The sequence below is a fragment of the Streptomyces sp. SID5464 genome (assembly GCF_009862985.1).
Classification (GTDB): Bacteria; Actinomycetota; Actinomycetes; order Streptomycetales; family Streptomycetaceae; genus Streptomyces; species Streptomyces chartreusis_D.
Map to the genome: position 1 here is coordinate 68,513 of NZ_WWIQ01000059.1, position 17,979 is coordinate 86,491.

Annotated in this window: 18 protein-coding genes and 1 pseudogene; 8 read left to right on the forward strand and 11 right to left on the reverse strand. The window is 73.5% G+C overall.

Annotated features, from left to right (window positions below; translation table 11 throughout):
* Positions 1 to 78: 78 nt before the first annotated feature.
* Together GTY47_RS28850 and GTY47_RS28855 are read left to right on the forward strand one after the other, a co-directional pair.
* Positions 79 to 882, forward strand: a complete 804-nt coding sequence (locus GTY47_RS28850; RefSeq protein WP_010043676.1) for a hypothetical protein — start codon at positions 79 to 81, stop codon at positions 880 to 882.
* The gene (locus tag GTY47_RS28855) at positions 879 to 2,435 is read left to right on the forward strand and encodes a serine/threonine-protein kinase (RefSeq protein ID WP_010043678.1); all 1,557 of its coding nucleotides are present in this window, start codon (positions 879 to 881) and stop codon (positions 2,433 to 2,435) included. Before GTY47_RS28850 ends, GTY47_RS28855 begins: the two co-directional genes overlap by 4 nt.
* Here the strand turns inward: GTY47_RS28855 and GTY47_RS28860 are convergent.
* Positions 2,411 to 3,595, reverse strand: coding sequence for an SH3 domain-containing protein (locus GTY47_RS28860; RefSeq protein ID WP_010043680.1), 1,185 nt, complete (start codon positions 3,593 to 3,595; stop codon positions 2,411 to 2,413). The two genes, GTY47_RS28855 and GTY47_RS28860, sit on opposite strands and share 25 nt — an antisense overlap.
* Positions 3,596 to 3,767: 172 nt before the next feature.
* Between GTY47_RS28860 and GTY47_RS28865 the strand changes: the two genes are divergently transcribed.
* A complete protein-coding gene (locus GTY47_RS28865; RefSeq protein WP_010043682.1) occupies positions 3,768 to 4,217 on the forward strand; it encodes a hypothetical protein in 450 nt (149 codons plus the stop codon).
* 62 nt (positions 4,218 to 4,279) lie between these two features.
* On the opposite strand, the gene GTY47_RS28870 is transcribed toward GTY47_RS28865, so the two are convergent.
* Both GTY47_RS28870 and GTY47_RS28875 read right to left on the reverse strand, forming a co-directional pair.
* On the reverse strand, positions 4,280 to 4,657 hold the full coding sequence (locus tag GTY47_RS28870) for a hypothetical protein (RefSeq protein ID WP_029181436.1): 378 nt from the start codon (positions 4,655 to 4,657) through the stop codon (positions 4,280 to 4,282).
* A 52-nt stretch (positions 4,658 to 4,709) separates the two neighbouring features.
* Positions 4,710 to 5,084, reverse strand: a complete 375-nt coding sequence (locus tag GTY47_RS28875; protein WP_010043686.1) for an SH3 domain-containing protein — start codon at positions 5,082 to 5,084, stop codon at positions 4,710 to 4,712.
* 270 nt (positions 5,085 to 5,354) lie between these two features.
* On the opposite strand from GTY47_RS28875, the gene GTY47_RS28880 reads away from it, so the two are divergent.
* Positions 5,355 to 5,783 (forward strand): VOC family protein, encoded by a 429-nt coding sequence (locus tag GTY47_RS28880; RefSeq protein ID WP_010043688.1) that lies wholly within the window; start codon positions 5,355 to 5,357, stop codon positions 5,781 to 5,783.
* A gap of 52 nt (positions 5,784 to 5,835) precedes the next feature.
* Here GTY47_RS28880 and GTY47_RS28885 read toward each other — a convergent pair whose 3' ends face one another.
* Complete coding sequence (locus GTY47_RS28885) at positions 5,836 to 7,098, reverse strand: MFS transporter (protein WP_010043690.1); 1,263 nt, start codon at positions 7,096 to 7,098, stop codon at positions 5,836 to 5,838.
* A 153-nt stretch (positions 7,099 to 7,251) separates the two neighbouring features.
* A complete protein-coding gene (locus tag GTY47_RS28890) occupies positions 7,252 to 7,704 on the reverse strand; it encodes a YbhB/YbcL family Raf kinase inhibitor-like protein (RefSeq protein WP_010043692.1) in 453 nt (150 codons plus the stop codon).
* A gap of 136 nt (positions 7,705 to 7,840) precedes the next feature.
* On the opposite strand from GTY47_RS28890, the gene GTY47_RS28895 reads away from it, so the two are divergent.
* Positions 7,841 to 8,854: a sigma-70 family RNA polymerase sigma factor gene (locus tag GTY47_RS28895; RefSeq protein ID WP_010043694.1), complete on the forward strand. Its 1,014-nt coding sequence runs from the start codon at positions 7,841 to 7,843 to the stop codon at positions 8,852 to 8,854.
* A gap of 757 nt (positions 8,855 to 9,611) precedes the next feature.
* On the opposite strand, the gene GTY47_RS28900 is transcribed toward GTY47_RS28895, so the two are convergent.
* The 4 genes from GTY47_RS28900 to GTY47_RS28915 are packed head-to-tail and all read right to left on the reverse strand — an operon-like array spanning position 9,612 to position 12,860.
* On the reverse strand, positions 9,612 to 10,718 hold the full coding sequence (locus GTY47_RS28900; protein ID WP_029181437.1) for a CapA family protein: 1,107 nt from the start codon (positions 10,716 to 10,718) through the stop codon (positions 9,612 to 9,614).
* A gap of 33 nt (positions 10,719 to 10,751) precedes the next feature.
* Complete coding sequence (locus GTY47_RS28905) at positions 10,752 to 11,207, reverse strand: archease (RefSeq protein WP_029181438.1); 456 nt, start codon at positions 11,205 to 11,207, stop codon at positions 10,752 to 10,754.
* A 55-nt stretch (positions 11,208 to 11,262) separates the two neighbouring features.
* A complete protein-coding gene (locus GTY47_RS28910) occupies positions 11,263 to 11,865 on the reverse strand; it encodes a DJ-1/PfpI family protein (RefSeq protein ID WP_010043698.1) in 603 nt (200 codons plus the stop codon).
* On the reverse strand, positions 11,862 to 12,860 hold the full coding sequence (locus GTY47_RS28915) for a GlxA family transcriptional regulator (RefSeq protein WP_086012557.1): 999 nt from the start codon (positions 12,858 to 12,860) through the stop codon (positions 11,862 to 11,864). Before GTY47_RS28915 ends, GTY47_RS28910 begins: the two co-directional genes overlap by 4 nt.
* 146 nt (positions 12,861 to 13,006) lie before the next feature.
* On the opposite strand from GTY47_RS28915, the gene GTY47_RS28920 reads away from it, so the two are divergent.
* The gene (locus GTY47_RS28920; RefSeq protein ID WP_010043703.1) at positions 13,007 to 13,663 is read left to right on the forward strand and encodes an alpha/beta family hydrolase; all 657 of its coding nucleotides are present in this window, start codon (positions 13,007 to 13,009) and stop codon (positions 13,661 to 13,663) included.
* Between the two features lie 12 nt (positions 13,664 to 13,675).
* Here GTY47_RS28920 and GTY47_RS28925 read toward each other — a convergent pair whose 3' ends face one another.
* Together GTY47_RS28925 and GTY47_RS28930 are read right to left on the reverse strand one after the other, a co-directional pair.
* Positions 13,676 to 15,115: an FAD-dependent oxidoreductase gene (locus GTY47_RS28925; protein ID WP_010043705.1), complete on the reverse strand. Its 1,440-nt coding sequence runs from the start codon at positions 15,113 to 15,115 to the stop codon at positions 13,676 to 13,678.
* A gap of 39 nt (positions 15,116 to 15,154) precedes the next feature.
* Positions 15,155 to 16,399 (reverse strand): polysaccharide pyruvyl transferase family protein, encoded by a 1,245-nt coding sequence (locus GTY47_RS28930; protein WP_010043707.1) that lies wholly within the window; start codon positions 16,397 to 16,399, stop codon positions 15,155 to 15,157.
* 250 nt (positions 16,400 to 16,649) lie between these two features.
* Between GTY47_RS28930 and GTY47_RS28935 the strand changes: the two genes are divergently transcribed.
* Both GTY47_RS28935 and GTY47_RS28940 read left to right on the forward strand, forming a co-directional pair.
* Positions 16,650 to 17,294: a phosphoribosyltransferase family protein gene (locus GTY47_RS28935; protein ID WP_029181439.1), complete on the forward strand. Its 645-nt coding sequence runs from the start codon at positions 16,650 to 16,652 to the stop codon at positions 17,292 to 17,294.
* A gap of 87 nt (positions 17,295 to 17,381) precedes the next feature.
* Positions 17,382 to 17,979 (forward strand): annotated as a pseudogene (locus tag GTY47_RS28940) (TerC family protein); the annotation flags it as partial.

Below are 17,979 nucleotides of genomic sequence, written 5' to 3' on the forward strand. Positions count from 1 at the left end.
GCCGCCTCCGCGCAAGCGGAATCCGCCCGTACAATCCTGGCGACCAAATCGGGGGGCGTCAGCAGCGGGGGAGTCCGCGTGGAAACCGTCATCGTGCAGTTGACCGGTCCCGCACAGTGGGGCGGGGATGAGACAGGCAGGCCCGACCTGCTCCATCTGGGGCCCGGGGACACCGCCGACTTCGGCCGCGGCACCCCCGGCGGTGCGGGGGTGCGCATCGTGCTGACCGACCCCGGGATCTCGCGCCGGGCCGGGCAGTTGGAGGCGGCCGGGGACTACTGGCGGCTGTCCAACTTCAGCCGCAGCGTGTCGTACGTCGTGGAGAACCTGGAGGGAGCGGGCGAGTACCTGACGGTCGCCCCGGGGCGGCTCGGCGCGCCCGTGCCGTTCGAGTTCTCGCGCGTGGTGCTCCCCGCCCTGTCCGGTACGGCGGCCTTCAAGGTGTTCGCACCCCAGCACGCCTACCTCGGTGAGCAGTGCGCGCCGGGTGGTGGGGAACAGACCGTCCACCCCTTCGCCCTGGACCCGACGTCGAAGTACTTCCTCGTGCTGGTGGCCCTGTGCGAACCCCGGCTGCGGGACCCCTCCGACACGGCGCTGCCGGGTGTCGGGCAGATCGTGGAGCGGCTGCGGCCGCTGGAGGCGTGCCGGGACCTGACCCGCTCGGCGGTCAACTACCACATCGACTACCTGGCCTTCGCCAAACTGCGCCTGGACCTCGGGGAGGAGACCGCGACCGGATCCGACGGCGGCCGCACGGGAGCCAAGCGCTCCCGGCTCGCCTCCGTGGCCCTGCGCTTCGGCCTGGTGCGCGAAGAGCACCTCAGCCTGCTGCCTGCCCGCGGAGCGGGCCGTCTCACACCGCAGGAGGCCGGCGCATGACGGGATCCGACGCCCCGGACGACCTGGAGATACCCGGGCCGCCCCGCCTCCCGGAGGGGTTCCGGATCGACGGCTGGGAGGTGGGCCCGGTCATCGGCTCCGGCGGCTGGGGGACGGTGTACGAGGCCCGTACCGTCGCCGACGGCACGCCCGTGGCCGTGAAGGTGCTCCCGACCGGAGCCCTGGGGCCCGGGCAGCGCGCCGCGCTCGGTGAACTCGTGGAGCGCGAGGTCCGGTTCAGCGCCGAGGCCGACCACCCCCACCTGGTGCGGACCCACGCCGTGTGCACCGTCGAGGCACCGGAACTGCCCGCCCTGGACGGTGCGTTCGCGCTGGTCATGGACCGTGCCGAGGCCAGCCTGAAGGACGTCCTGGACGCCGCCGCCACCGGCGGGCCGATCGACGGCGCCGATCGCGTCCTGCGCGGAGTCGCCGCCGGACTCGCCCACATGCACGACGCCGGCTGGGTGCACGGCGACCTCAAGCCCGCCAACGTCCTGCTGGGCCCGGGCGGGCAGGTGTGGCTGGCGGACTTCGGGCTGGCCACCGAACTCGACGGCACCCACGCCCACCTGCCGCCGCTCGGCACCCTCGACCACCTCCCGCCCGAGTGGTGGTCCCAGCGCACCGGCACCCAGGGCGCGGTCGTCCGGCCCACCGCCGACATCTGGGCCTTCGGCGTCCTCGCCCACCAGGTGCTCACCGGTGGGCTCCACCCCTTCCCGGGCGCGACGGCCCGGGCCCGCTCCCTCGCCGCCCAGGCCTACGCACGCGGCACCGCACCCCTGCGGCTCGACGCCGGCCTCGGCGACGGCCTGCGGCGGCTGATCGCCGACTGCCTGGCGCCGGACCACACCACCCGGCTCCCGTGCACGGCCCGTGACCTCACCGCCCGGGTCGAGGACCTCACCGGCGGCCCGCCCCGCCGCCGGAGACGCCTGCTGCCGGCCGCGGCGGCCGGGCTCGTCGTCCTGACCGCCGCACTCGCCGGGGCGGCACTCCTCGGCGGAACCGGTGACACCCAGGACGACGACCGCGACAGCGGGGCCCCCACCCCCGCCTCCGTCACCGGCGCGCACCGCCCGGTGCCCGGCGAGATCCCGGAGGACTCCGACGTACCCGAGGCGCTGCGCCCCGTCATCGCCCGCGCGGCCCACCGCTGCACCGACGAGGAGATCACTCCCGCCCTGCTCGCCGCGCTGCTCAAGGCCGAGAGCGGCTTCGACGCGCACGCCGCCCGCCCGGAGAGCGACGAGTACGGCATCGCCATGTGGACGCCGTCGGTGTTCCGGGCCTGGGCGGTGGACGGCGACGGTGACGGCGACAAGGACCACATGTCGCCGCCGGACGCGATCGCCACCATGAGCCTGTACGTGTGCTGGCTCGACCAGCGGTTCAAACAGGCGGGAATGCCGGAGAAGGACCTGCCCGCGCTGGTCGCGGCCGGCTACCGCACCAGCGACCGCACGGTCATCGATGAGGGCGGCGTTCCCGCACGGGTACGCCCGCACGTGGACAAGGTGCTGGGCTACCTCGCCGAGTACGAGCGCTGACCGCCGGAGCCGCACTCCGGGACGCCCGGCAGCCGGTTGTCCGGCGAACTGATGTAGACGTTGGAGATGTAGCCGCCGTACTGGGGCAGATAGGCCCACCACTCGTTGGTGTACGGCGGCACGCTGACCACCTGGCCCGGGGTCTGGCAGCCCACCAGCACCCCGACCCCGGCCGGGAGCCGCGTGACCCGGGCGTCGCCCGTGGCCGGTCCCTTGCGGACGTTCACGAACTCGCCCCAGGTGCCGAACCACGCCCCCGCGGGCCGCACCCCGCCCGGCACGTCCAGCGAGCGGGTCAGCAGGCCGAGGTCGGTGTACGCCTTCCCGTACGACGTGCCGACCGGATGCAGCGTCAGCACGGCCACGATCGTGCGGTCGTCGGCGCCCACCGTGCCGGTGGTGTGCAGTGCGGGGCGGGTGAGGTCCACGCGGGCGGCGGTCCTGCTGCCGTCAGCGGCGGCCGGTTCCGCCTCGCCCGCCGTCGCCGAGGCACCGCACGTCCCCCTCGCGTACTCCCCGGACCAGCCCTGCTTCACCGCCCACGGGCGGTCGAACGAGCCCGCGATGCCGAAGTGCTGGTCGAAGCTGTCCGAGGCGCAGCGCGTGGAGCGGCGCAGGTTGTCCATGACGAAGTCGCGTACGGGGGCGGGCGCCTCGTCCAGGATGTAGCGGTAGATCGCCACGGTGTCCCGGGCCGAGAGGGCGGTGTAGCCCCAGTAGCCCTCGTACCCGGCGGGCGGCGGCGCGGTGTCGCGCAGACCGAGGCGGGCCGTCATCCGGTCGATGATCGCCGAGCCGCCGTACTCCGACCAGTAGTGGTTCGCGGCCTTGTCGTCGCTGCTGCGCAGCATCGGCTCCAGCAGCGCCCGGTCGGCCTCGGGGATCGGGTGGCCGGGGCCGCGTTCCCACAGGAAGTCCAGGGCCAGCAGCAGTTTGACGACGGAGGCGGACCGGAAGCGAGCGCTCTCGGCGACCTGTTCGGTGAACGTGCCCGTCCTGCGGTCGAAGACCGCGATCCCGGCGGTGACGCCGTCCGGGATCCGGGCGGCCTGTGTCGCGGGGGCCGTCCCCGGCCGGGGGAGCGCAGCCGCACCGCCCGTGAGCGACGCCACCGTGGCGAGGGTCGCGAGCGCGGCGGCACCGCGCAGGAGCAAGCGCATGGTTGCCCTTTCTGAAACGGGACGACCTGGGGGTTCGACCCTGATAAGTGTCAGGTGTCGCCGGCTTGGTGACCGCCCGTACGGTCACCCCAGTGAGCGAGGCGCCGGTCGGACCGCCGGACCGCACGCACACGACCAGAACATCCGCCGACACACATGAAAGAGGGGGCTCATGAGCCGCCGATCGCTCAGGACACTGCTGGCCGCCGGGGGCGCCGCCGCGGTGATGGCGCTCCTCCCGACCTCCGCCCAGGCCGCGCCGCACTCGGGCGGCAACTACGGGGCCTACGGGAACGAGGGGCAGTACCCCACCACCAACTACTGCTCGGGAACGTTCCGGCAGATCGGGGCCACCAAGTACGCCGAAGGCATGGCCCTGAAGTACTTCTACTCCGACAAGTGCGGCTCCTTCGCCCGGATCGAGAACTCCCGGCCCGGCTGCGCCGCCGTACTCCACCGTTCCGACAACGGCGTGGGGCGTGTCGACGGCTGGGTCTCCGAGACCGTCGACTCCGGCATCACCTACGCCTACACGCAGATGGGCAACAACCTCAACGGCCGCGTCTCACGGGCCGTGCTCACGTGCGACGGCCACGACCTGACCGAGACCGGCTGGTACTGAGCCGCACACACGCCACAGGGGGCGGCCGGTGCTCCGGTCCGCCCCCTGCGGCGCATGGTGCGTCAGCAGTCCGGGACTCCGGCGATCTTCTGGCCGCCCCGGATGTACAGGTTGTTCACCCAGGCGATGTCACTGCCGGCGAACTCCTGGACCGCGGTCCACCAGTTGTTGGTGCCGACGGCCGGGTCGTGCACCGTCTGGCCCTGCGTCTGGCACACGGCGTCCGCCCACCACTGCGAACGGACCGCGAGACGAGGGGAGTCGGAGGTCGGCTGCTGGCGCAGGTTGACGTCGGTGGCCCAGACGTAGACGTCGGTCAGGGTCGGGTCGCCGCTGTTGGCAGCGGCGGCCGGGGCCGCCTGGGCGGTGGTGGCGAGGCCGCCGACGGCGAGCGCGGCCACGGCGAGGCCCATGGCGGTACGGCTGATCATTCGCTTCATGTGTCTGTCCCCCGTAGGACGATGGTGTGGTCGGGTGTGGTCATGGTCCGGGTCAGCAGCGCGCCGAGGCGGGCAGGTCGCCGTACTCGTCGCCCTTGAGGTAGACGGCGCTGACGTAGCCCTCGAGGAGCTTCACCCAGACGTCGTTGGAGTAGCCGTTGTCGGTGATGCGCTCGCCGCGGGTCCAGCAGTAGGCGCCGAGCGGCTGCCCGGCCGGAACGGTGGCGAGGATTCCGTAGGAAGTGCCGGGTCCGGTACGGACGTTGACGGTCTCGTACGGCACGACCGCGTACGGTGCCGCCAGGACGCGGGCGCCGCCCTGCTCGCCGGTGGCGGACGCGGCGGCGGTCCCCGCGGTGAACGGGCCGAGCAGTGCGAGTGCCCCGGCGCCGACGAGCGCGGCCCTGGCGAAGATGCGAGTGGACATGTCGTGTTCCCCCTGAAGGTCTGGCCGACGCTCAGAACTGTAGGGAGACCAAGGGCGGCGCGGTCCCTGACAATTGTCAGGGTCGCGCGGGACAACAGGGGTATGTGCGGGGGGACTTGGCCTGCTCGGCGTGGGCGGCGCGATACGGCCGAAAACCGCTCGACGGCCACACCCGCCGCTGTCTACCATCCACCGCGCGGCATCGCGTGTCGGTCACCGGCCGGGTGAGGCATGGAGGTGCCGCGGAGATGCCCGTGGAGGCATTCAACCGTGTCAGTCGAGTTCAACCACACCATCGTCCTGTCCCGTGACCGGGAGAAGTCCGCCCGCTTTCTCGCGGAGATCCTGGGTCTGGAGGTCGGGGCACCGGCCGGGGTGTTCCTGCCGGTGACGACCGACAACGGCGTCACGCTGGACTTCCTCACCATCGACGCCGACATCCCCATGCAGCACTACGCGTTCCTCGTCTCCGAGGACGAGTTCGACGAGGCCCTCGCCCGGCTCGTCGCGGCCCGGATCCCCATCCAGGCCGACCCGCACGGCAACCACCCGCGCCGGATCAACCGCAACGACGGCGGCCGGGGCGTGTACTTCCTCGACCCGGCGGGCCACGGCCTGGAGATCCTCACCCGCCCGTACGGCGCGGACCCGTCCTCGCCGCTGAACGGCGTCACGGAGGACGTGCCCGGGGCGGTCTGAGCCGGCCCGGGCCGGGGCCGGGGCGAGCTGCTCCCGGCCCCGGCCCGGCCGTTCAGGCGCCGTCCTTCAGCGTCAGGGGAGTCGGCTCGGGGCCGGTGTCCGGTGCGTGGTCGGGGCGGGGGAGCAGGACGGGAGTGACGAGAAGCAGGACGCCGGCGAGGGCGATGGCCGTACGGGGGCCGGTCAGGTGGGCCAGCAGGCCCCACAGGGCGGTCACGGCCGCTGTGGTGGCCTTGCCGGTGGCCGACCAGGCGGACAGGGTGCGGGTGACCCGGTCCGCGGGGGTCCGGTCGAGGCGGTACGTGGCGAACACCGGGTTGAACACGGCACAGCAGGTGATCAGCCCGAACTCGACCACCATGACCAGCGCCAGCCCGGCCGTACCGGGGCCGACGAAGGCCAGGCCCAGCGACCAGCACGCCCGCAGCACCCCCGCGCTGAGCATGACCCGATGCCGGCCGAACCGGGTGACGAGCCGTGGTGCCAGACGAGAGCCGAGCAGGCCGCCCGTGCAGGGCACCGCGAAGGCGAGCGCGTACTGCCAGGGGGCGAACCGCAGATCATGGATCATCAGGACCATCAGCGGTGGAGAGGCCGCCATGATCAGAGAGTTGGCGAGGACCGTGTTGAAGAAGAGCGGGCGCAGTGCCGGGTCGGCCAGGATGTACCGCCAGCCGTCGAGCAGGTCGCCCGCCCGGGGCCGGGCCTCGCCGGTCGCGGGCGGCACCGGGTGTTTCTCCTCGCCGCCCATCGCCCGGAGGCCGAACGCCGAGAGCAGATAGCTCACCGCGTCGGCCACCACGGTCGTCACCGGACCGAACAGCCCGATCGCGGCCCCGCCCAGCGGCGGCCCGACCATGCTGGCCGTCCAGCTCGTCGCCTCGAACCGCCCGTTCGCTACGAGCAGGTCCCGCCGCGGCACCAGCTCCTTCAGGAACGCCCCGGCCGCCGCGTTGAAGGTGATGTCGGCCGCCGCGACGGCCACCGACACCAGCAGCAGCTGGCCGAAGCCCAGCCGGCCCAGGGCGAACGCCACGGGGATGCTCAGCAGCGCCGCGCACCGGACCAGGTCCGTCGCGATCATCACCGGCCGTTTCCGGCGGACCTCCACCCACGGCCCGAGCGGCACCGACACGGCCGCGCCGACCGCCGGTCCCACCGCCGCCAGCAGCGACACCTGCGTCGGTCCGGCGTCCAGCACCAGGACGGCGAGCAGCGCGAACGCGTCGAACGCGAGCCATGTGCCGGCCGTGCTGACCGCGTACGCGCCCCACAGCCACCCGAACCGCCGCCCCAGCGACCGTCTGCCCGCCATCCCCGGCGCACACTCCCAGCTCCCGCGGACAACCCGATGTTGACCGGCAGCCATCCAAGCGGGCACCGGGCCGCCCGGGCAAACAACCGTCCGTCACCCGTGACACAACCATCCGTTGTGACACACGGACGGTCTCCCCGGGGGTGAGTCGGCTCAGCGCTGGTAGAGACCCACCAGCGTGCCGTCCGCGATGCGGCGCTTCTCGACCTCCTCGTGCACCTGGTCCGCGCGGGGCGCGTCGGGCAGGACGCACGGCTCGGACAAGGCGTAGAGCCGGAAGAAGTAGTGGTGGGCGTCGTCCCCGGGCGGGGGATGCGGGCCGCCCCAGCCCGGCTGCCCGTAGCCGTTGACGAGCTCCGTGCCACCAGGTGGGCAGTGCCCGGCCTCGACGCCGTCGCTGTGCGGGTCGATGCCGACCACGACCCAGTGCGCGAAGGTGCCCGACGGGGCGTCGGGATCCTCGCAGAGCAGGACCAGTTCGGCCGCGTCGTCCGGTACGCCGCTCCAGGTCAGCGGCGGAGAGACGTTCGGTCCCTCGTACGCGTACCGGCGCGCGATGAAGGAGTGGTCGTTGAACGCGTTGCTGCGCAGTTGGATGCCGGTCATGTGCCCCGGGGTACCCCCGCGGGACCCGGACATGCGGTTCGGGACCCACCGCCTCGGGTACCCGGGAGCCGTCCGGAACGAGCCGGAAAAAAGAGGCAGCGGGCCGGAAAGAGGTAGGGGACGGAGGAACACGAGGATGTCTCCCCTGGCAGAAGACTCCGCGGCACACCCCCGGGAGGACCGCCGCGCCCCCGCCCGCACCGCGCGGCTGCGCAACCGCATCCCCGAGCCCGACGAGGAACCCGACCTGCTCGGCCAGTACCTCGGGCAGATCGCGGCGACGCCGCTGCTCACGGCGGCGGACGAGGTCCGGCTGGCCCGGCGGATGGAGGCCGGCGTGCGGGCGCTGGAGGAACTGGAACGGGCCGATGCCGGTGAACTCGACCTCGCGCCCGAGCGGCGGGGACGGCTGGAGGAAGCGGCCCGGGACGGGCAGGCCGCCAAGGACCACATGGTCCGGGCCAACCTCCGGCTCGTCGTGTCGATGGCCAAACGGCACGCCCACCGGGGGCTGCCCCTGCTGGACGTCATCCAGGAGGGCAATCTGGGGCTGATCCGGGCCGTGGAGAAGTTCGACCACACCAAGGGCTTCAAGTTCTCCGCGACCTGGTGGATCCGCCAGGCGATCGAGCGGGGCCTGGCCGCGCACGCGCGGACCGTACGGCTGCCGATGCACGTCGTCGAGCAGCTCCAGAAGGTCGCCAAGATCGAACGGCGTCTGCAGCTCGACCTCGGACGCGAACCGAGCATCGAGGAAGTGGCCCGGGAGAGCGGCCTCGCCGTCGACCGGATCGGCTGGCTGCGCCACGTCGGCCGGCAGGCCGTCAGCCTGGACACGCCGGTGGACGAGACCGGCGAGACCGTCGTCGGCGACCTCATTCCCGACACCGAGGTGCTCCAGGCCCCGGAGGTGGCCGAGTACCAGGCCCTCGCCGAGGAACTGCACGAGGCCGTCGGCACGCTCGCGCCCCGCGAGGCCATGATCCTCAGCCTCCGCTACGGCCTGCACGACGGCCACACCCGCAGCCGCGACGAGGTCGCCCGCCGCGTCGGCCTGACCCGCGAGCGCGTCCGCCAGCTGGAGAAGGAGTCCCTCGCCCGGCTACGGGCCCCCGAGAACCGCGAGCGGCTGGTGGCCTGGGCGGGCTGACCTCCCCGTTCACGACGCTCCTGGACGGGGCACCGAGCCGCCACCGGTTCACCCGCCCGTGGTGCTGCCGGACGGGCTGCCCGAACAGCCACCGGTTCACCCGCCTCCGGTGCTGCTGGGCCCGGCGCCCGGGCCCCACCGGCTCCTCCCGGCGGTGGTGCTGCTGGACGGGGTGCCTGAGCCGCCGCTGGTTCGCTCGTCTGCGGTGCGGCTGGACGCGGCGGCGAGCCGCCACCGGTTCGCCCCCCTGCGGTGCTGTTGGGCCCGGCGCCCTGGCCCCCACCGGCTCATCCGTCCGCGGTGCTGCTGGACGGGGCGTCCGAGCCGCCACTGGTTCATCCGCCCGCTGCGCTGCCGGACGGGGCACCGAGCCGCTACCGGTTCGCCCGCCTGCGGTGCTGCTGGACGGAGTGCCTGAGCCGCCGCTGGTTCGCTCGTCTGCGGTGCGGCTCGACGCGGCGGCGAGCCGCGACCGGTTCGCCCGCTTGCGGTGGGCCCGGCGCCCGGGCCCCAACCGGCTCATCCGTCCGCGGTACTGCTGGACGGGGCGTCCGAGCCGCCACTGGTTCATCCGCCCGCTGCGCTGCCGGACCGGCCCCCTTGCCGCCACCGGTTCGCCCGTCTGCGGTGCTGTTGGGCCCGGCGCCCGGGCCCCACCGGCTCCTCCCGGCGGTGGTGCTGCTGGACGGGGTGCCTGAGCCGCCGCTGGTTCGCTCGTCTGCGGTGCGGCTCGACGTGGCGGCGAGCCGCGACCGGTTCACCCGCCCGTCAGCGTCAGCGAGCCGTCCGGCGTCGGCGTCACGCCCACCCCGCCGCTGATCCGGTCGAGCGTCGTCCGCAGCCACGCGCGGTCCGCCCGGGACGCGGGCTCCAGTCGCATCCGGCGCGCCCGCAGCGGCACCATGCGCAGCCCCTCGAGCCGTCCGCTGTCCGCCTCCACCGAGGCGAGGAACACCAGCCGCAGATCGTCGCGGTACTCCTCGTAGCCGGTGATCCCCTCGTAGTCGTCGACGAAGTCGCCGCAGCCGTACAGGATCAGCCGGTTCCGGTACACCTCCAGCGGGCGGGGATGGTGCGAGGAGTGGCCGTGGACGACGTCGACCCCGCCGTCCACCAGGGCGTGCGCGAAACGGACCTGCTCCCGGGGCACGCGGAACCCCCAGTTCGTGCCCCAGTGCACCGACACGACGGTCAGGTCACCGGCCCGGCGGGCCCGCCGGACGTGGCGCAGCACGGAGTCGGCCGCGGCGGGCGAGAGCTCGGGCACGTACGCCACACCGGGCAGGTCCGCCGTCGCCGCCCAGCCGGACGGGATGCCGCTGGAGCGCGCGCCGAGGGCGAGGACCAGCAGCCGGCGGCCACCGGGGAGGGGAACCGCGGCGGGGGCGTACGCCTCCTCGGCGTCACGTCCCGCACCCGCCGTCCGCAGGCCCGCCCGGGCCAGCGCGTCCAGCGTCTCCAGCAGGCCCGGGCGGCCGAAGTCCAGGACGTGGTTGTTGGCGAGGACGGTCACGTCGGGCCGGGCCACGGCCAGGGCCGGCAGGTTCGCCGGGTGCATCCGGTAGTGGATCTCCTTGTCGGGGGCGAAGGTGTCCTGGCACGTCACCGACGTCTCCAGGTTCACGATCCGGGCGTCCGGGGCGGCCTCGTCCAGCACCCGCAGCGCCTCGCCCCACGGCCAGGACGGATCGACGGGCACGGGCACCGGGCCGTGCGCCGACTCCGCCAGCCGGACGTAGGACCGCGCGTCCTCGACGTACGCCTCCCGCAGTGCCGGATCACCGGGGTGCGCCAGGATCTGGTCGACGCCGCGCCCGAGCATCACGTCACCGCACAGGAACAGCGTCACGACGCCGCCGCCCACACCTCCACGGTAGGCGCGCCCCGGCGGGCGGGGTCACGCGTCGACCGTCACCGCACACGACCAACCGTACGGATCCGGCCCGATCCGCAGCTCGTTCCACGCCACCGCCCTCGGCACCGCCCCGGTGATCTCCACGTCCGCGAGGCCGGTGACCGCCAGCCGTACGTCCAGGCCGCCGTCGGCCTCGTCCGCCTCCACGTCCACGGGCACCTGGCCGTACACCTCCAGCCGGAAGATGATCTCGTCCAGCAGCGTGGCGAGCAGGTCGTCGTCGCTGGCCTCGGCGAGCCGCACCCGATCCACGGCGGTCGGACGCACCCCGGAGACGTCCGCGAAGCACTCCACCATCGCCAGGACGGCCTCCGCCAGACAGTGCTCCCGGCACGCCGCCCACGCCTCGATCCGGATGTTCTCCGGATGCGGCACCGCCCGGTGCCCGCACTCGCCCGCCTGCCGTCCCAGCCCGTCGTCACCCCTGTCACCGCCCATGAACATCGCCTGCCCGGGGCCGGCACACCCATGCAGCGACCGGCCCGGCGGGTGGTCAGACGGGCTCGTCGGCGAGGTACGGCGGCGCCGGGTCGTACTGGATGTAGCGCCGTACGGCCCGCGCGTGGTCCCGGCCGTGCAGCCGCCCGACCAGCCACAGCGCGCTGTCGATGCCGGCCGAGACGCCCTGGCTGGTGACCAGGTCGCCGTCCACGACGTAGCGGGCGTCCCGGACGACGGTCACGTCGCCGCGCGCCTCGAGCCTGTCCTCCTGGCTCCAGTGCGTGGCCACCCGCCGTCCGCGCGCGGGACCCGCCGCGTGCAGCAGGAACGTGCCGGTGCACACGCCGTGCACCCATGCGGCACGCTCCGCCGTCTCCCTGATCCAGTCGGTGACCACCGGGTTGTGCACCTGGACCTCGCGCGCGCCCCGGCCACCCGGTACGTGCAGCACGTCGAGGGGCGGATGGTCGTCGAGGGTGTGGTCGGGCAGGACGCGCATGCCCTTGTTGCAGCGCACGGGCCCGGGGTGCTCGGCGACGATCACGGCCGAGTCGGCGCCCTCGCGGAGCCGGGCGGAGACGGTGAAGACCTCCCAGGGCCCCACGAAGTCCAGCTCCTCGGCTTCCTCGAAGACCAGCAGACCGTAGGTCGTCATACGGGTTCCCCCTTCTGTGGGACGTGGTGGGCGACGGCGGCCTCCGCCGTGGAGCGGAAGCGGGCGCGGTAGTCGGACGGCGCGACGCCGAGCCGGCGGTGGAACGTGCGGCGCAGGGTCTCCGCGGTGGTGAAGCCGTAGCGGCGGGCGATGGCCTCGACCGGTTCGTCGCCCTCGGTGAGGGCACGCTGGGCCGCCTCGACGCGCACCCGCTCGACGTACGCGGCGGGCGGCACGCCCAGTTCGGCGGTGAAACGGCGCTGGAGGTGCCGAGGGCTCAGCCCGGCGTGCGCGGCGAGGCCGGCGATGTCGTGCCGGGCGCCCGGATCGGCGTGGATCGCGGTGACGGCGGCCCGCACCGGGTCCGTCGCCGGCTGCCGCGACCACAGCGCCACGCTGAACTGCGACTGGCCGCCCGGCCGCCGCAGGAACAGCACCAGCCGGCGGGCCACGGCGTGCGCGACGTCCCGGCCCAGATCGTCCTCCACCAGGGCGAGCGCCAGGTCCATGCCGGCCGTCACACCGGCCGACGTCCACACCGGCCCGTCCCGGACGAAGATCGGCTCGCAGTCCACACGCACCTCGGGGTGCTCCCGGGCCAACTGCTCCTCGCGGGCCCAGTGCGTGGTGACCCGGCGCCCGTCCAGCAGCCCCGCCGCCGCCAGCAGGAACACCCCGCTGCACACCGAGGCCACGCGCCGGGCACCGGCCGCCGCGGCGGCGATCCAGGACACCAGCGCCTCGTCCTGCCGGGCCTGGTCGACACCCCGGCCGCCGACCACCACGAGCGTGTCGATCCCGGCCGGTCCGAGGTCCGCCACACCGTGCCCGGCATGCACGAGCAGCCCGCTGACCGACCTGACCGGTCCGGCCCGGGGCGCCACGACCTCGCAGACGTAGGTGTCGCCCGCGCTGTGGAACACCTCGTGCGGGCCGGTGAGGTCGAGCGGCTGGAAGCCGTCGAAGACGACGAAGACGATACGGCGGGACATCACGTCCTCCACGCTCCTCCGGCGCGGGGCATGGCGTCAACGACACCCACCCCACGAATCGCGCCATGCGGGAGGCCAGACGGGACGACCGCCCCAGGGTGGGTAGGCGGGCGGCAGGACGAGGGAACCGGGGGAGAGGAGGCCTGTCGATGATTTCCCAGACGGTCACCGTGCCCGCCGGTGGCGCGGCGCTCACCGGCGATCTGGACGTGCCGCCGGCCGCCCGCGCCGTCGTGCTGTTCGCGCACGGCAGCGGCAGCTCCCGGCACAGCCCCCGCAACCGCGAGGTCGCCGCCGGCCTGCGCACCGCCGGACTCGGCACCCTGCTGATCGACCTGCTCACCGAGGAGGAGGAACGGCTGGACATCCGCACCGCCGAACTCCGCTTCGACATCCCCCTGTTGGGCCGCCGGCTGGTGGCCGCCATCGACTGGCTGGCGCAGTCGCCCGGCACCCAGGGCCTGCCGGTCGTCCTGTTCGGCGCCAGCACCGGCGCGGGCGCGGCCCTGGTGGCCGCGGCCGAACGCCCCGACCGGGTGCCGGCCGTCGTCTCGCGCGGCGGGCGGCCCGACCTGGCCGGCGACGCCCTGGACACCGTCCGGGCTCCGGTACTGCTGATCGTGGGCGGCCGGGACCAGCACGTGCTGCGGCTCAACGAGGAAGCGGCCCGGCGGCTGCACGTGCCGCACACCCTCCACGTGGTGCCCGGCGCCACGCACCTGTTCGAGGAGCCGGGCGCACTCGACCAGGTCACCGACGTGGTCCGGCAGTGGTGCCACGACCAGCTGCGGACCGCGGCGGGCTGACGGCGGCCCGCGTCAGCCGCCCACCGGCAGGTCGATGCGCAACCGGGCGCCCTGCCGCAGCAGTTCCCGCTGCACGAGCCGGTACGGCACCCCGCGGGGCCCGTGCCCGTGCCGCACGGTCAGCGCGGCGCACACGCCCGCCGCCTGTCCGGTCGCCATCGCGATCGGCATGACCCGGTACGACGAGTGCGCCACGTGCGTCCCCGAGATGCAGCGGCCCGCCACCAGCAGCCGCTCGGTGCCCTGGGGCACGAGACAGCGCAGCGGGATGTCGTAGAAGCTGCCCGGGGGCACCCGCTTCAGGACCGTTCCGGAGCCGCGCGGGTTGTGGATGTCGACCGGGTAGGCGCCGTGCGCGACGACGTCCGGGAAGCGCCGGGCGGCCAGGATGTCGTGGCCGGTGAGGTGGTAGTCGCCGACGACGCGCCGGGTCTCCCGGACGCCGACGTGCGTACCGCTCTGCACCACGTACGACTCCTCGAAACCGGGCACGCGGGTGCGCAGGAAGCGGTCGATCTCCGCGAGCTGGCGCCGGGCGGTGTACTCGGCCCGGGTCAGGTCCCACACGCTGGTGCCGAGCACCCTGGTCACGCGGGTGCTGTTGACGCTGACCTCGCGCGGATGCGGCGTCGCGAAGAACAGGATGTCCTCGCGCGGCAGCCGCAGATCACCGTCAGCCCGGGCCTCCTCGACCAGGTCCCACAGGCCGTGCACCCCGCGCCACTGGTCGGGGTGCTCCCGCACGTACTCCGCGAAGTCCGGCCGGGCGAAGTCCGCGACCCGGAACATCAGCGTCATCGGCTGCACCAGCCCGTCCTCCGGCCGGCCGATCTCGTACGGCGCCCCGCAGGCCGCCGCGACGTCGCCGTCGCCCGTGCCGTCCACGACCACGTCGGCATCGATCACCACCGGCCCGGACTTGGTCTCGAACACCACCCGCCAGCCGTCGTCGAGGCGCAGTGCCGTGGAGGCGAAGGCGTGGAACAGCATCCGCACGCCCGCCTCGTCCGTCATGTCGAGCAGGACCAGCTTGAAGAGCTCCGGGTCGAAGGGGACCGTGTACCCGGTCCTCGGGGAGGGCTTCAGACAGCCGCCGCGCCCCATGAGCCGGTCCAGCAGCCGCCACAGCACGCCCTGGACGACGGGCTCGCCCTCGCCGTGGTCGGTGGGCAGCAGCCGGGCTTCCTCACCGGACTCGGTGAACGTGGCCTGCTTGTGCTCGTTGTGGAACGACATCAGCGGCATGACCAGCGCCGCGGTCGCGTTGCCGCCGAGGAACCCGTAGCGCTCCACCAGGACGACCTCGGCCCCGGCGTCGGCCGCCGCGACCGCCGCCGCGAAACCGGCCGGGCCGCCGCCGACCACCAGGACCTCCGTCCGGCCGCCGTGCCGGGCGGGACGTGCGGGCAGGGTGACCGTGCGGGGCTCGCGCGGCTCTTGAAGGATCGGCATCGAAGTCCTCCCGCGGGCGGGGCCTCGGCGGCGTCGGCGTCACACGCCCAGCGGGCGGGGTTCGGCAGTGGGCGCGGGCGGTGGTTCCGCCTCCGTGTCCAGGAGGGCAGTGGTGCCGATGGCCGGCTCCGTCCCGCCGTCGACCTCGTCCAGCAGCACTCCGCAGCGGGCGCAGGTCTCCCGGGCCTGCGCGGACAGCTCCCGGACGCGGGAGTGCAGCTCCTCCCGGCGCTCCGGGTACTCGTCCCACAGCCGGTCCACCTCCGCCAGCAGCAGCCCGGCCTGCTCCCGCGCCACGCCCACCAGGGCCGGAGCCCCCATCCGGCGTGCGAAGTCGAAGACCTTGCCGGAGTAGGGGAGCGGCAGCACCGGCAGTCCGGAGAGCGCCGCGAAGATCACGAAGTGCAGGCGCATGCCGACCGCCAGGTCCAGATGGCGCATGAAGCCGAGGACCTGTCCCGGGCTGTACGAGCCGTGCAGGATCCGCCCCTGGTCGGGAGCGGTCATGTGGGACAGCACGGCGTGCGCGTGCCGCACGTCGTGCCGCTCCATCGGCAGGAACACCACGTGCGCGTCCAGCCGGCGGACGAGGAAGTCGGCGACGTCGGCGAGCAGCGCGTGGTAGTCGCCCTCGTCCAGCTTCTCGGCCGCCCGGCCCGGCTCCCGCACCGACATTCCCACCAGACGCGAGTCGGTGGGCACGCCCTCGTGGCGCATCATCTCGTCGGTGAACGGCTCCGGCTCCAGCAGCAGTGCCGGGTCGGCGGTGACGACGACGTCGCGTTCGACACCCACCTCCTCCAGCACCAGCTTGGACTCCTCGTCCCGCACCACGACGTCGTCCATGTCCGCCAGCACCGTGCGCACGGCCTCCCGGTCGTCGGGCTCGCGCAGCGGGCCGGCGCCGATGGCGTAGGCGAAGGTGCGGATGCCACGCTCCTGCGCCGCCCGGACCAGGCGCAGATAGCGGCGCGCCTCGCCGTCGAAGAGGAGCCCGCCGCCGCCCAGGACCAGCAGATCCAGTGAGGCCAGCGCGTCCAGGACCTGATGGCGGCTGACGCCCTCCCAGTCCACCACCTCGTCGGCGCCCGGGTGATGGGCCCGGGTGTGCTCGGCGTTCCGGCTGAAGACGACCAGCCGGGCCTCGGGCCGCTGGGCGCGCAGGCAGCGCAGGACACACGTCAGGATCGACTCGTCGCCGATGTTGAAGCCGCCGTACGAACCGAGCACGCCGATGCGCGGGCCCGGCCGGGCGGGCTGCGGATGAGAAGGGGCAGTGGTCATCCGGGTGCTCCCGTCGCGTCGGAGTCTGCCTCAGTGCCTGGTGCGCCGGTCGTGCGGGGAGAGCCGAGCCCGTGCGTACGGTTCGCGCCCGTGCGCACGGTCCCGGGTTGCCTGCGCCGCAGGGCCGGAAACACCCCGCGTTCCGAGTGTGACGGAGGTCCGGAAGGTGTGCATTGTCCGGTGGGCAGCGGGTACGCGGGAGCCGGACCGGCCGGGGGCCCTCTCCGTGCGGGAAGCAGAGGTGACCGTCATGCGGTTCCGTGATCGCCGACAGGCCGGCGGGGAACTGGCCGAAAGACTGCGCACCCGGCAGAGCGAGGGGGCGCTGCCCGATCCCCTCGTCCTCGCCCTGCCCCGCGGCGGGGTCGCCGTGGCGCGCGAGGTCGCCCGGGCGCTGGACGCCCCGCTCGACGTGCTCGTCGTACGGAAGATCGGGGCGCCTTTCCAGGAGGAGCTCGGCGTCGGCGCGATGGCCGGGGACGAGGTGCCGCTCCTCGACGAGGACGCCATGCGTCACCTGGGGCTGCGCGAGGCCGCCCTCGCGCCCGTCATCGAGCGTGAGCGCGCGGAGCTGCGCCGCCGCGAGCGGCTGTACCGGCAGGGCCGTCCCGCACCCGACCTGCGCGGACGCACCGTGATCGTGGTCGACGACGGCCTGGCGACCGGTTCCACGGCCCGGGCCGCGCTGCGATTCGTCCGCCGCCAGGCACCCGAACGGGTGGTGGTGGCCGCGCCGGTGTGCTCCCCGGAGGCCGCCGAGCTGATGCGCGCCGAGGCCGACGAGGTGATCTGTCTGCACCAGCCGGCCGCGTTCATGGCCGTGGGCCTCTGGTACGAGAACTTCGACCAGCTGACGGACCAGGACGTCCTGGAGGCGCTGCACGCGCAGTTGTGACCAATTGCTCACCTTTCAGGTGTGGCGGAAACCAGCCAGGTCGGACAACGATGTCCCATCCCCACACCTGCAACAGGAGCATCACCAGTGAACGTCTCGCTCTCCGTATGGCTGCTGACCGTGGCAGTGCTGTGTGTGCTCGTCGCCGTCGACTTCTTCGTCGGCCGCAAGCCGCACGACGTGTCCGTCAAGGAAGCCGGGACCTGGACGGTGGTGTGGATCGTCCTGGCCGTGCTGTTCGGGCTGGGGCTGTGGTACTTCGGTGGGAGCGGGCCCACCGGCGAGTTCTTCGCCGGTTACATCACCGAGAAGTCGCTGAGCGTCGACAACCTCTTCGTGTTCGTCCTGATCATGGGGAAGTTCGCGGTGCCCTCGCAGTACCAGCAGCGGGTGCTGATGGTCGGCGTCCTGATGGCCCTGGTGCTGCGGGCGATCTTCATCGCGGCCGGCGCGGCGATCATCTCCGCCTTCTCCTGGGTGTTCTACATCTTCGGCGCGTTCCTGATCTGGACCGCCTGGAAGCTGGTCCAGGACGCCCGCAAGGAGGAGCACGAGGAGGAGTACCAGGAGAACAAGCTGCTGAAGATGGCGGAGGAGCGGTTCGGGGTGGCCGACCGCTACCACGGCACGAAGCTGTTCATCACCGAGAACGGCAAGCGGATCATGACCCCGATGCTGGTCGTGA

Coding starts and splice junctions, on each gene's coding strand:
- GTY47_RS28865 (WP_010043682.1), top strand. CDS start 3,768: ATGAGCCGCCGATCGCTCAGGACACTGCTGGCCGCCGGGGGCGCCGCC.
- GTY47_RS28905 (WP_029181438.1), bottom strand. CDS start 11,207: ATGGGCGGTGACAGGGGTGACGACGGGCTGGGACGGCAGGCGGGCGAG.
- GTY47_RS28890 (WP_010043692.1), bottom strand. CDS start 7,704: ATGACCGGCATCCAACTGCGCAGCAACGCGTTCAACGACCACTCCTTC.
- GTY47_RS28920 (WP_010043703.1), top strand. CDS start 13,007: ATGATTTCCCAGACGGTCACCGTGCCCGCCGGTGGCGCGGCGCTCACC.
- GTY47_RS28885 (WP_010043690.1), bottom strand. CDS start 7,098: ATGGCGGGCAGACGGTCGCTGGGGCGGCGGTTCGGGTGGCTGTGGGGC.
- GTY47_RS28925 (WP_010043705.1), bottom strand. CDS start 15,115: ATGCCGATCCTTCAAGAGCCGCGCGAGCCCCGCACGGTCACCCTGCCC.
- GTY47_RS28930 (WP_010043707.1), bottom strand. CDS start 16,399: ATGACCACTGCCCCTTCTCATCCGCAGCCCGCCCGGCCGGGCCCGCGC.
- GTY47_RS28860 (WP_010043680.1), bottom strand. CDS start 3,595: ATGCGCTTGCTCCTGCGCGGTGCCGCCGCGCTCGCGACCCTCGCCACG.
- GTY47_RS28895 (WP_010043694.1), top strand. CDS start 7,841: ATGTCTCCCCTGGCAGAAGACTCCGCGGCACACCCCCGGGAGGACCGC.
- GTY47_RS28855 (WP_010043678.1), top strand. CDS start 879: ATGACGGGATCCGACGCCCCGGACGACCTGGAGATACCCGGGCCGCCC.
- GTY47_RS28870 (WP_029181436.1), bottom strand. CDS start 4,657: ATGAAGCGAATGATCAGCCGTACCGCCATGGGCCTCGCCGTGGCCGCG.
- GTY47_RS28935 (WP_029181439.1), top strand. CDS start 16,650: ATGCGGTTCCGTGATCGCCGACAGGCCGGCGGGGAACTGGCCGAAAGA.
- GTY47_RS28875 (WP_010043686.1), bottom strand. CDS start 5,084: ATGTCCACTCGCATCTTCGCCAGGGCCGCGCTCGTCGGCGCCGGGGCA.
- GTY47_RS28910 (WP_010043698.1), bottom strand. CDS start 11,865: ATGACGACCTACGGTCTGCTGGTCTTCGAGGAAGCCGAGGAGCTGGAC.